The organism is Frankia sp. CgKIO3 (assembly GCF_977946435.1).
In genome coordinates, this window is record NZ_CDWTMO010000073.1 from 7,060 (window position 1) to 19,888 (window position 12,829).

At 66.7% G+C, this 12,829-nt stretch carries 8 protein-coding genes; 3 read left to right on the plus strand and 5 right to left on the minus strand.

Annotated elements, in window-relative coordinates; translation table 11 throughout:
• Window positions 1-278: 278 nt before the first annotated feature.
• Together AC08OJ_RS10435 and AC08OJ_RS10440 are read left to right on the plus strand one after the other, a co-directional pair.
• The gene (locus AC08OJ_RS10435) at window positions 279-1,550 is read left to right on the plus strand and encodes an HTH domain-containing protein (RefSeq protein ID WP_476595627.1); all 1,272 of its coding nucleotides are present in this window, start codon (window positions 279-281) and stop codon (window positions 1,548-1,550) included.
• Between the two features lie 558 nt (window positions 1,551-2,108).
• On the plus strand, window positions 2,109-2,882 hold the full coding sequence (locus AC08OJ_RS10440) for a reverse transcriptase/maturase family protein (protein WP_476595628.1): 774 nt from the start codon (window positions 2,109-2,111) through the stop codon (window positions 2,880-2,882).
• An 847-nt stretch (window positions 2,883-3,729) separates the two neighbouring features.
• Here AC08OJ_RS10440 and AC08OJ_RS10445 read toward each other — a convergent pair.
• The 3 genes from AC08OJ_RS10445 to AC08OJ_RS10455 form a co-directional block, all read right to left on the minus strand.
• Window positions 3,730-5,067, minus strand: coding sequence for a cation:proton antiporter (locus tag AC08OJ_RS10445; protein WP_476593390.1), 1,338 nt, complete (start codon window positions 5,065-5,067; stop codon window positions 3,730-3,732).
• A gap of 159 nt (window positions 5,068-5,226) precedes the next feature.
• Complete coding sequence (locus AC08OJ_RS10450; protein ID WP_476593391.1) at window positions 5,227-6,201, minus strand: ATP-grasp domain-containing protein; 975 nt, start codon at window positions 6,199-6,201, stop codon at window positions 5,227-5,229.
• The gene (locus tag AC08OJ_RS10455; protein WP_476593392.1) at window positions 6,198-8,033 is read right to left on the minus strand and encodes an NAD(P)/FAD-dependent oxidoreductase; all 1,836 of its coding nucleotides are present in this window, start codon (window positions 8,031-8,033) and stop codon (window positions 6,198-6,200) included. Before AC08OJ_RS10455 ends, AC08OJ_RS10450 begins: the two co-directional genes overlap by 4 nt.
• A 543-nt stretch (window positions 8,034-8,576) precedes the next feature.
• Between AC08OJ_RS10455 and AC08OJ_RS10460 the strand changes: the two genes are divergently transcribed.
• Window positions 8,577-11,015, plus strand: coding sequence for an ATP-binding protein (locus AC08OJ_RS10460; RefSeq protein ID WP_476595629.1), 2,439 nt, complete (start codon window positions 8,577-8,579; stop codon window positions 11,013-11,015).
• A gap of 261 nt (window positions 11,016-11,276) precedes the next feature.
• Here AC08OJ_RS10460 and AC08OJ_RS10465 read toward each other — a convergent pair whose 3' ends face one another.
• Window positions 11,277-12,161 (minus strand): hypothetical protein, encoded by an 885-nt coding sequence (locus AC08OJ_RS10465; protein ID WP_476595630.1) that lies wholly within the window; start codon window positions 12,159-12,161, stop codon window positions 11,277-11,279.
• Complete coding sequence (locus AC08OJ_RS10470) at window positions 12,161-12,442, minus strand: HTH domain-containing protein (protein ID WP_476593395.1); 282 nt, start codon at window positions 12,440-12,442, stop codon at window positions 12,161-12,163. Before AC08OJ_RS10470 ends, AC08OJ_RS10465 begins: the two co-directional genes overlap by 1 nt.
• Between the last annotated feature and the right edge of the window lie 387 nt (window positions 12,443-12,829).

Sequence of the window (12,829 nt, forward strand, 5' to 3'; positions counted from 1 at the left end):
CCCGGTCTGGGCGCGCAGCGCCTCGATCTCCCTGTTCGCCCGCTCCAGCGCGGCCTCGGTCCCGGCCAGCCTCGCCAGCGTCTCGGCGAGCGCCGCGGCCTGTGTCACGACCAGCGCCGCGAGCTCGTCGTACGACGGCGCGGACGGATCTTCGGGCACCATCGGGCGATGTGCGTCGTGCCTTCCGGTTCGCGACTCGGGGCGCCGCTCATGCCGGTCGTCCTACGCTTACGGCCTGTCGAACCATCCACCTCGATCCACCACTAGGGGCAGTACCTATGCGCGTCGTCTCCCTACTGCTCGTGCTGTGCATCGGGAGTGGACTGACCGACCTGAAGCTGTACACCGACCTTGTCCACCAGCGCCAGCAGGGAACGCTTAAGATCGCGCGTGCGGTGGTATCCGACCCGCTCCTGGCCCGGGCGGTCATGGGGAAGGATCCCGCGGGGGAGGTGCAGGCTCTCGCCGAACAGGCCCGGCGACTCACAGGAGCGCAGTCCGTGGTCGTCATCAACAGCCGGGGTATCCGCTGCTCCGATCCCGATCCGAAGAACATCGGCAAACCGGTCAGCGCCGACCCCTCGGGTGCCCTCCACGAACAGGAGACTGTCAGTCGCGGGTCCGGGAGCCTGGGGTCGTCCGTGCGCGCCGAGGTTCCGCTGCGCGACACCGACGGTAAGACCGTCGGTGAGGTCAGAGTCGACGTCAGCATGAAGGATCTGCACCACCAGTTGCTCACGCAGCTGCCCAGCGCCGCGGAGAATCTGGGCCTGCAAGTGGTCGTCGGCATCACCACTATCATAGTGATCACGCTACATAACCGGGCCGAGCTCAAAAAAATTGCCCGCGAACTCAAAAAAATTGTCCGCGCAATCGACGATCTCTGGGGTCATCTCAGGGACCGGCCCGCACCGCCCGACCGGCCCGCACCGCCCGACCGGCCCGCACCGCCCGACCGGCCCGCACTGCCCGCACTGCCCGACCGGCCCGCACCGCCCACCCAGCCTGCACCGCCCGCCCGGACCGGGGTCAGGGAAGAGATCGTCGCCGTGCTGCTCTGGGCGTCCGAGCCGATGTCGGCGGCGGAGATCGCCGACCAGATCGGCCGGGACCGGTCCACGGTCCAGCGGTACCTCAAGGATCTCAAGGAGGCCGGCTACGTCACCATGATCTTGGACAGCGGGTCCCGCGGGCGTCCCAGACACCTTTACCGATGGCTCGGCAAACCCTGGCCCCCGCCCGCCCGAACCCCTAACGGCCACGGCCGGGTACCCGGAGTATCTCTGTCTTCTCCTCTCCTTCCCCCGGGTACCGGGCCCGGCCAGGGCGGGCCGCCGCTCGGACCTGGGCCGGCTATGACTACCGCGACGGTGGGCGCACCCTCGAAGGCGCCGCCATCCGTGTCGCCCAACGGGTTGCAGCGATCTGGCGCAACCACACGACCGGCCTCTTCCAGCGGGCATGGGTACCGTCGAGGAGGCGGCAGGGAAGGCCTACGGCGTGCCTACCGGGAGAGTTGCCGGGGTAAAGCCGGGCACCGCCCCTACTAGTCGGTACACGGTGAACACGAGAACCGTTCCGGTCTCGCCCACCCGCGCCCGCCCGCGTCCAGTGGGACGGCGAGCAGGCCCACGGCCGGCTGACCGTCCGGGTGAGGCGGAGCCGTCGTAGTGTGCGCCGGGCGCGGGAAAGCCGCGCACAGGGGAAAGGATGGCAGCACGTCCGCGGTTCGTGGGCTGATTCGCAGGCTGAAAGGCCAGGAGGACGCCGGTTAATACCGGGGTGCCGTGGCCGGGCCTCGTCGAGGCTCGGGCGCGGGTACCGGGGATTCAGATGAAACCGCACCGTTGGGCGGCCGACGGCCGTGAGCGTCGGTTTGTTGACTTACATAACCTCGTGGCAGGCTCGGCTGGTGCTGATCCTGGGCTGGCATCGGGTCCGGGGGAACAGGGGGCTCGCACGGCCGGGGTGGACGGGCGGACCGGCTGGGCCATCGAGGCCGGGCGTGGCGTGGAGGAATTTCTTTCCAACATTCGCGCGAAGCTGGAGAGGCAGCGGTTCCGGCCGTTTCCGGTCCGGGAGACAAAGATTCTGAAGGGTGCCCGAAAATGGCGCCGGTCAGGGATTCCCGTGACCCGTGGCCAGGTCGTCCTGGCAGCCTTCTCCTGGTCCTGGAGCCGATCCTGGAAGTGGCCTTCCTCCCCTCCAGTTACGGATTTCGCTCGGGCCGGCGGGCGTATGACGCGATAGCTGAGACCCACAACTTCGCCATCCAGGGATACGAGTGGATGTTCGAGGGGAAAATCGAGGTCTGTTTCGACAACATCTCGCACTTGGTCGTCATGGGCCGGCTGCGGAAAAGGGTCACTGACAGACGCGTGCCCACGCTGGTGAAGGCGTTTCTGAAGACTGGGATCCTTGGTGAGGATCAGGTCAGCACCGGTGGTTTGACAGCACGCAACAGGCCACGGTATGATCGGCGCGTAAACGTGTGGAGGGCCCGGTGCCCAGTAATGGGTACGCCGGGTTCGGGGGACGGCCCGGGGAGACGGGTCGGTGGAAACACCAGTACCGCGCCCCGGGTCGGTCCCACCTCGCCAACAAGGCGGTCGGTGATGTCCGCCGGAGGGCCACCCACCGGATCCGCGGCCGCCGCGGCCGCGCTACCGACCCCGAGTACACGATCAAAGGACTTCTCGTCCGGGGCCCCGCGGACGCTCACCCCGGCCGGCCGCAACCGGATCCTGACCACCCCGGCAACCCTCGGCGGCGAGGCCGCCTTCGAGATCGACGCTGCCTGGCGCGCGAAGAACCTCCTGCTCGAATACACACAGCACACAGAGCACATGGCTTCAAGATTCAGAACGGGCTCTCGCGCCTGATTGTCAAGGACGCCCGCAAGGTTTGGAAGAAGCGGGCTGGTTCACCCGCCGGAGATATGGCTGTGACCAACGGGTGGACGCTTCAGGATCTTCCCGGCCTCTCGGGTAGGTGGAAAACCCGACCTCTCGGGTAGGTGGAAAAGTTGCGCATAGGGCAGTAGACTACTGAATCATTATGGACACCATATATTCCTTCCGATCCCGGCGGCCCCGGACACCGAGACACCGTGACCGTCGAGCCATGGTGACGGTGCTTGGCGCCCTCGTCATTCCATCGGCTCTGTTCCTCAGTGGCTGCGGCCAGGACTACAAGCAGGACAACGGCGGCGCCGTGCCCGTGCCGCGGTCCAGTACCGAGAGTTTGCAAGGCGCGACACCCCGGCCGGCGCCGGCCGGGGTCATCGGCCACGTTACGAATGGCCTGGCCCAGACGGCGGTCCCCACCCCTCCCGGCGGAAAATTCTAAGAACCTGTTTTAAATCTTGTCTTGACCTCGGACGCGCGCCGAGCGCCAGGGATCGGACTCCGGCGCTCGGCGTGCCAACCGGTCGACAGCTTGCTTTATCGGGCTGGGATACGGGATCGGGGTAATTCTAAAACAGCTTTTTAGGTCGGTGGCCTAGGGGATTCGCACCCTTGGGCAGGTAGAGGCAGGGTGACAGGGCGATCCCGAAGAGCAAATCCTGCAGCCGTTGACCTGTCCGTGGTCTTCCCGACGGGCTGACGAGCGGGAGTGACCCGGTCGGGTCGCGCGGGTCGAGAACATCCTCGCCCCATCTACACCACATCCGACCGAGTTACGAAACAACCTTTTGTAGGATACGGGTGTTTGACGGCAAGGCCAGCGCTAGCGTCGGGCAGCGGAATGTGCGCTTTCGGTGTCGCTGGTGGGGTCCAGCCGCCGTAGTGTCTCGTCTGCGCTGTGCTCCACCCGTTGCATCGTGAGGTGCAGGATCGGCGGGGTCATCATGGTGGTGACGAGCGCCACGAGAACCACCACCGTGTAAGCTGCCGTGTTCAACACGCCGAGGCGCAGCCCCACTCCGGCGACGACCAGGCCGATGACCCCGCGGGCGTTGAGCCCGGCGCCGAGCGCGAGGGCCTCCCAGTGGCCGAGCCGGCTGGCCCGGGCGCCGAGGTAGGCGCCGGCGAACTTGCTTGCGACGGCAAGCAGCAGGACCACCAGGCCGGCGGCGAGGACCGACAGGTCGGTGAGCTTGCCGAGATCGACCCGTAGCCCGGCGGTGGCGAAGAAGATCGGCGCCAGCACGGTGAGCACCACCGTCCGCAGCGGCGCGACCCGGTCGGGAGCGAAACCCCGGCTGGAACCGATGACGATGCCGGCGATGAACGCGCCGAAGACCGCCTCGAGTCTCAGCGCCTCCGTGGCCGCCGCCGCGGCCAGGATCAGTACGGTGATGGCCACGATGTGGCCATCACCGTGGCGCGCCGTGCTGGCGTATCGAAGTGCCCTTCGGACCGTCGGAGGACCGGCTACCAGGGCGGCCAGCACGGCGCCGAGCACGCTGACCACCGGCACGGCGATGTCACTGCCACGCACGCCCGTGGTCGCCATCGCCGACATCATGGAGAGTACGGACCACCCGGCCACGTCGTCGACTGCGGCCGCGGCCAGGGTGAGCTGGCCGACGTTGCGGTCCAGCAGGTTCATGTCGATAAGGATCTTCGCGGCTACCGGGATCGCGCTGACCCCGAGCGCGACGCCGAGGAACAGCGCGAACACCAGCCGATGGGCGCCGTCCGCGGCGAGAGAGCCGGGCAGCAGCAGACCCGCCAAGACGCCGAGGCCCACCGGAACCAGAAGCCCGGCGAGGCCGACCCGGGCGGCGGTCAGACCCCGGCGCCGCAGCATCTGGATGTCCATCTCTATGCCGATGAATCCGACCAGCAGAATCACGCCGAGCTGGCCGACGGCGTCGAGGAGATGGAACTGGTCGGCCCGTGCGGGCAACAGCCAGCCGGCGAAGCCAGGCGCGAGCGTGCCGAGCAGGGATGGCCCGAGGATCACGCCGGTGAGGAGTTCACCCACCACTGCCGGCATTCCCAGCCGCATTGCTGCCCGCCCGAGGAGATAAGCCAGCCCAAGCAGGACGGCGATCTGGAGCAGGAAAACGAGAAGTACATGGGACGACAGCGCGGCTACCGGACCGGATGCGTTGACCATCACTACTCCTGGGAAGGGCAGGCGGACGTCTAAACCGACGGTGACGCCGAGCACGAGCGAGAGTGGGAGGATGAGGTAAACCGCGGGTAGGTCCGATGCGCTGCGTACATAACCGTTGCTCCCCTCGGGCCGGCGAGCGTTTCTCGGTAGATCATCGGGTCAGCCGCCAACCGCCCGGATGATGGTTTTTGCGTACGTGTCGTAGGCGTTGCCCTCGGTCAGGAGCAGACGGGGGATGACGAGCTCACATTCCAGTAGCCGCAGCACACGGTGTTCGTCCCGCAAGCCGTCAACCCGGCCGAAGATCAACGGTCCGTATCGGTTTTCCAGTGCTTCATACACACCGTACGCCCATTCACGCTCGGCTGGTGTCGGCTGGATCACTTCGTTCCGGCCGCCGAACCGTTCGTGTGCCCACCAGCCGCCGTCCCGGGCGACTCTTTTGCGGACTGTGTGGCTCAACTTTCCGTCTAGGAAGACGAAGGAAAGTTCCCCGTGGGTCAGGATCGATGAAAGAAATGGCTGGACACAGACGTGATGAGTGGACACCAGGTCACGGAGCAGAGTCTCGGGTTCCGTGTCGCGGCGTGGTGCCAGGCCCGTCGTCGACGTTGCTTTGTGGCCGTTCCGGACGAAGTGCGTTGCTGAGATGCTCGGCCCGCTCCGTGAGACCCGGAAGGTGCGCCAGGAGCCGGCCGAGACGGTTGGCTTGATGACGACATGGTCCCATCCGGTCTGGGCCATGAGCGTGTCAATCGTCACGTCCTCGCCCCGGGAAACCCACCGGGTCGGGATCACCGCGATGCCGTCCTGTTCGAGCTCTGACAGGTACCGCCGTTTGTCGAGCGTCCCGACGGCCACCCGCATCGAGTTCAGAATGGGAATCTTCCCGTCCAGCTCCAGGTAAAGTTTCCGGATCTTGTCAAGGAAGTCGGGCCGCTCGTGGAAGCCGCGGCACATTCGTAGGTTCACGCCATCGAACGCTGTCCAGTCGACGGCGTGCACGTTGTCGAGGTGAACCGCGACTGCCGTGACACCGTAGTCAGCCAGGGTAGTAACGATCTGTGGGTACTCCGCATGCTGCGAGTCCAAATGTAGGTAGGCGATCGGTCGCCCAGTGGTAACGGCTTTCATTCATCCTTCCTCAGTAAGGCCGCGCGGTTAGCGAATTCGTTGGCCGTCGCGCTGTCGCTGGGGCGGCGTACAAGCAGGCGTAGGCGTCGGACCGCCGTGTCCGCCCCGTCCCACAGATAGGCGGCGGTGAATCCGGCGAGCAGGGCGTACGGCCGCAGTCGGATCACCCACCGCAATCGGGTGTTGGCCGGCACGGGTAACCGGTCCAACCAGGTCGCGGTGCCCTCAGGTCGTAGTTCCGCGGGTTCCACCAGGTCATGAGCTGAAATATCTCGTCCCCGGTCCCCGCCGATCGCCAGCCACCACAGCTTAGGCAGCGGCGCGGTGACGTTCTGGACGCTACGGACCGTTGGTATATTGACACCGTGATCCAGCCGCCAGCGTGCGCGGGCAGCGAGGTTGGCCTGTAGCCGGCTCTGTATCCAATGCACGGTTTCCGGCGGCAACCACCGCCACAGCGGGGCCCGGGAGTAGAACAGCGTGGATTGGAGACGCCGCCGGACGCGGCGGTGCTTCGGGGTCTCCCGAGTGGTGTCGCCCTCGGTGTCGACGAGCCATCGGGTGAGCGCTGAACGGGTGCTGCCCACCGACCAGAAGACCATCATGTCGAGCACGTGGGACAACACGAAGAAGCGAGGGTCCGCGATCGCGGCAGTGTACTTTTCACGGACCATCGCGCGCAGCATGTGCCAGTCCTGGCGAGTGGCTCGGTTCACCCGCTCGATATAAGCCCGGTCCAGGTGCCCGGAGCGGACGTCGTCCTGGACAATGTTGGCGAGATGCCAACTGGTCACCAGGGCCAGCGCGATTCCCTGGCTGTAGTAGGCGTCGATGATGCTGCCCGCGTCGCCTACCATTGCATAGCGCTGCGGGCTGACGAACGTGTCGGTCCAGTGCTGGACGTTGCGGTAGGTCCGGAACTCAAGGAGCGACTCCGGTGCGATCACCTTGTCGAGGACGGGGTGCCGCCGGATGAGATTCCAGAACTGCTCCTGCGGAGTTCGGCCGGGTGGCGCCGACCGCTGGTCGAAAGTCGCACCGACGCTGATCCGGTCCTTCGAGAGCCGGATGACCCAGATCCAGTAACCGCCCCCCCACAAATGTACGGTGTACAGGTCGCGTTGCGTATTGCGGCCGTTAGGGAAGGTATGCGTCCACTCGTCACCGAACAGACCGTCGGTCACGCCCTCGAACTGGCCCCAGACGGCCGTCGTCTGAAATCCGTCAGTCAGTTCCCGCCGCTCCGCGGCATGTCCGCGGCCACGGGCCAACAACCGGTTGCGCCCAGAACAGTCGACGACCCAGCGCGCCCGGATGATGTTACTGTTTCCGGTTGTGCCGTCAAGCCATTCCATCTGATGCCAGTCCGCTCCCGGGGAGATCTGTATGTCGCTCACTCGGGCGGTGTCGACGAAAGTTATTCCAGCACGCCGTCGGACGGCCGCGCACATCGCATCCTCCGCTTCGGGGCGGACGATCTGCATGTCGAGGAACATGCAGCGGAACCACTTCTTGTCGGGCGCAAGATCGTAGAGATAGTGCGGCGGATGCGGGTCGGCATTGATGGCCCACTCGGTGGCGTCGCGGAAGTCTGATCTGTTCTCCGTGCCGTGGGAGAACCATACACCGAGTTTCGCGAATGATTTCTCGGTGATGAATTCGTCCAGCTCGCCCACAGTGCGGAGAAAAGCACTTGTGAAGACTAGGAACGACTCTCCGACCTTGTAGCTGTGTTTCTTATCGCGAAGGTTGTCGATCAGCGTTACTCGCAGGCCTCGTTTGGCAAGCTGAAGGGCGTTCGCCAGGCCTACGATGCCGGCACCGACTACCACGACATCAGTTTCGGAGGTCGTCCGCCGAATCGTCGGCACGCCCCCCATTGAATGGACTTTCTCGTTGGTCATCAAATCAGGGACTTGTCGAAGTTGCAGGGGGGCGCGGGTCGGCCTCGTCTGCCGGCTGGCTTTTCGCACTTGGTCTCGCATGCTTGGTCTCACATGAAATTTACTTCGTCATAAGTGCACAGGGCTGGTGTCGACGATATCAAGGGGCTTGTGTTGGCCAGCTCGCTCACCAGCAGCTCAGTGGGCTCGACGAGGTGGACATCTCCCTCCACTCAGTGCGTCCCACACGAACCGGCGGGCTGCCCGCGCCGACGTCGGATGCGGGGGCAGCGCCATGATCAGGCTGGGGTACCGCGCCAGTCGCCGCGGCTCCGGCGCCTGGCATCCCAAGGCTGCCGGCAGTGCAGTCTGCGTTCTCGGCATGGGCACAGCCTGAGCGACGGACCGGCGTGCGGGGACGGGAGAACTACCTGTTTCACTACCTGTCCGCCCCAGTTGTGTCCCCCCGCAGGTAGCGGGACGGTGTTGTATGTGTCCGGACGTGGAAGGTCGAACCTGCCGGCGGAACTGACCAGCTTCGTCGGTCGCAGACGGGAGCTGGCAGAGGCATTGCGGTTGCTGTCCGGCGCCCGGTTGCTCACGCTGACCGGACCCGGGGGGGTCGGGAAGACCCGCCTCGCCCTTCGGCTCGCGGCGGACCGGCAGCGCGCGTTCCCCGACGGTGTCTGGATCGCCGAGTTGGCCGACCTCGACGACCCGTCACTGGTCGCCGACGCGGTCGCCGAGGCGATGGGCCTGCAGCGCCTCTCCGGGCGATGGACCGCGGCGACGCTCGCCGCGCACCTTGCTCCGCGCAGGATCCTGCTCGTGCTCGACAACTGCGAGCACCTCGTGGACGCGTGTGCCCGGCTCGTCGACACCCTGCTGCGCGCGGGCCCGGGCCTGCGGGTCATCGCAACCAGCCGCCACCTGCTCGGGGTGGCCGGGGAACGGGTGCTGGGGGTGCCCCCGCTGAGGGTGCCCCCGGTGCCGGCCCCGGGCGCGGACCAGTCCGCCTTGGCTGGCGGGCTCGTCCAGTACGAGGCGGTGAGCCTGCTGGCGGAACGCGCGGCAGCGGTGCTCGGGGAATTCAGCCTCGACGAGGGCAACTGGCGGACCGTCGCGTTGCTGTGCCATCGCCTGGATGGCATCCCGCTGGCGATCGAACTGGCGGCTGCTTGGCTCCGGACGCTGTCCCTGGAGCAGATCCTCGATCGGCTCGACAGCCGCTACAGCCTGTTGACGCGAGGCAACAGAGCCGGGCCCCGCCGCCAGCAGACCCTGCGCGCGCTGATCGACTGGAGCTTCGGCCTGTGCAATCCCGACGAGCAGCAGATGTGGGCGTGCCTGTCGGTGTTCGCCGACGGGTTCACGTTGGAGGCGGCTGAGCAGGTGGGGGGTGCCAGGTGCCCGCCGGCAGTCGTGCTGGACGTGCTGAGCGGGCTGGTTGACAAGTCGATTCTGGTCCGTGACGACGACGAGGGGACGGTCCGGTTCCGGATGCTGGACACCATTCGCCAGTACGGCCAGGACCGCCTGCGCGAGTCCGGTCGGGAGCAGGACGTGCGCCGTCGGTATCTCGCCTACTACCGCCGGATGGCGGCCCTCGCCGACGCTCAGTGGTGCAGCCCGGCCCAACTGGACTGGATCAGGCGGATCCGGAGCGAGCAAGCGAACCTACGGGTTGCGCTGGACTTCTGCCTCACTACACCGGGCCTGGCGGAGACCGCTCTGTCCATCATGGTGGCCCTGTGGCAATACTGGGCCGCCATCGGGCTGCTCAGCGAGGCGCGTTTCTGGTTTGATCGGGGGCTGAGCAAGGCCACGGAGCCGGACGGGATCCGGGCCATCGGTCTGCAATCGGCCGCCCACGCCGCGTCCCTCCAGGGCGACATCACCGCGGCGGCGTCACTGCTGGCCGAGGCTCGCGATCTGGCCGCTAGGCTGCACGACCAGCGGGTGCTCGCACGCATCGCCTGCGTCGAGGTCAGGCTCGCCGCCATCAGCGGGGACAGGCCGGCGGCGGTGGAGCGCAGTCAGGACGCCCGCCGCCGGTTCGCTGACCTCGACGAGCCGTTCGGCCTCGCCCAATCACTGCTCTATCTCGGGCTGGCCCACGGAATCCGCGAGGAACAGGACGCGGCGGCGACCGTCTTCGCGGAATGCGTGGCGTTGACCGAGCGCTTCGGTGAATACTGCTTCCGCTCGTTCGCTCTGTGCGGCCTCGGTCTGGCGGCCTGGCAGCTAGGCGAGTTGGAGCAGGCGATGGAGCACCATGCCGCGGCCATCTCCCTGAAATACGCGTTCCACGACCATGCCGGCATCGCTGTCGCGCTGGAGCAGCAGGCGTGGGTCATGGCCTCGGCCGGCCGGCACCACGAGTCCGCGGTCCTGCTCGGCGCGGCCGGGCGGATCTGGCGTGAGACCGGGGCGTCGATCGCCGCCTTCGGGCTCGCCCCGTTCCACCACCGATGCGAGGCGTCCCTGCGACGCGTCCTAGGTCAACGGAAGCTCGAACGCGCCCTGGCGCAGGGCGCGGAACTCGACCTGGACGAGGCCGTCGCCGCGGCTACCCAGGGCACCGGGACTCCTGTCGCCCACCCCGTCGTTCCCGCCGGCGAGCCGGAGGTGTCCCTGACCCTCCGGGAGCGTCAGGTGGCGGACCTCGTCGCCCGCGGCCTGAGCAACAAGGAGATCGCGAGCTACCTGGTGATCGCCCAGCGCACAGCGGAAGGTCACGTCGAGCGTATTCTCGGCAAGCTCGGTTTCACCTCACGGGCCCAGATCATCGCGTGGGTAAAGGACAGCAGCAGGAGCCTCCAGGAACGTACGTGTGAGCCGCAGCGACATGTTGGCGAGCGCGAGCGGATCGCTCCTACCCCGCCCCCGCATCCTCATGGAGATTCTGTAGGCGGACAACCTCACGGGTAGTTACGGGCAGCGACTTCGCTGGCGACTGTAGATCATCGACCTCGAGCGGGCGGAGGTCGTCGTGCTGGCCTGCCACTACCGTCCCCGGGTACAGAGGGCACCCAACCCGGTCGTGTCCATCTCATGTGGAACGTGACAACCCAGTCGAGGTCCAAGTGGAGGTTTTCCGCCTGCTGGGCTGACCGTGAGGAACGCTGATCTCCTCGGCAGCGAGAATGGCGGCGGCGAGACGCTCGGTCGTGACGGTGGCCGGTCATGAGGTCACCTCGGTCGGATCATGCGGCCGAACAGTGCGATCGCCGACGTCTGCAACTCGGCAACGCTGGGCGTGAGTCGCTGCCGCGCGGCGTCCCAGGCGGCGTCCCCAGCGGCGTCCCGAACGGCGTCCCAAGCAGCCTCCCGGGCGGCGGCCTCCTGGGCGGCGGCCCAGGCGGAGGCCCAGGCGGCATCCCAGGCGGCCTCCCGGGCGGCGGCCCAGGCGGCATCCTGAACGGCCCGAACGGCGTTGCAGGCGGCGACCCAGGCGGCATCCCAGGCGGCCTCCTGAACAGCGGGCCAGGCCTCCTGGGCGGCGGCCCCAGCGGCGGGCCAGGCGGCTTCCCAGGCGGCATCCCGAACAGCGGGCCAGGCGGCCTCCCGGGCGGCGACCCAGGCGGCATCCCAGGCGGCATCCCGAACAGCGGGCCAGGCGGCCGCCCGGGCGGCGGCCCGGGCTTGCGCAGCGTGCGACGCTGCATCGCGGACGATGTCACCGATCGCCGCCACATCCTCCAAGCTGGCGATCGGCCTGTGGTTGGCGAGCAGATCTGCATACGCGGTCGGCCCCGGGACCAGGCGTAGCCAGGTCGGCGTGCACACCCGGACGAGCCAATCCAGTGCCAGACACCCGCGCGCCTCGTCCAGTCCGTCGGCGGCCGTACCCATGAGCTGCGGGATGTACGGCTTGAGCTTCTGCCGCTTGTTGTTGGGCAGGACATCGTTCAGGATGCGGCCGAAAGCCCCGAGCACGGGCGAGACGCACTCGGGGTGGTCGGACCAGGGCTCGTCGGCGAGGTATGACACCGCCTCCAGGAGGCAGCTGCCCTGCTTCAAGTTGTCATGGCCGCCCTTGGCCAGGACGAGCGTGGCGAGGTCAAGCGCGTGCATCAGACTGTCACCATTCCGGGGTTCGGGCGGGGCGGGGGCGAGGGTTCGTCGCGCCATTGGTAAAGGTGCTTGGGACGCCCGCGGGACCCGCGGTCCAAGATGAGGTCGACGTAGCCATCCTGATCGAGATCATGGAGGTACCGCTGGACCGTGGACCGGTGTCGGCCGATCTTGTCGGCGATTTCCTCCGCCGCGATCGGCTCGGACGCCGAGCGCAGCTCGACGACGATGTCCTCCATGATCTGGCGCGAGCGGTTCCTGCGGAGGCGTAGGTGGACCACTGCGGGAACCTCCTCCCATAGATGCGGGCGGCCCTTTGCCGCCCATTCATCGGTAAGCTCTCCCGCGATGATCGGGTAGTGAGCGATTAAGTCGACTACAACCATACGGCTGCGCCGCGGGTAATGCATGCAACTAGGCACGCTCGTGCTCCTTTTGTGCGGAAGCATTTTTTCGGCGGTGTTTTCGCGAGGTAAAATCGCAAAATCGAGATCCCATGCCCGGAGAGCACGGAACACACAAAAAGAGAAATTCTCACGGAAAGTGTCGGCTTCCCGGCTCATTCCTGCAGCTCACCGCTGTACGATCTTCGTTCCAATCTCGATGCACAGAACACGCAAAAAGCGAACTATCTAGAAAACGTCTTGGCTCCAGAATATTCGTGCAGT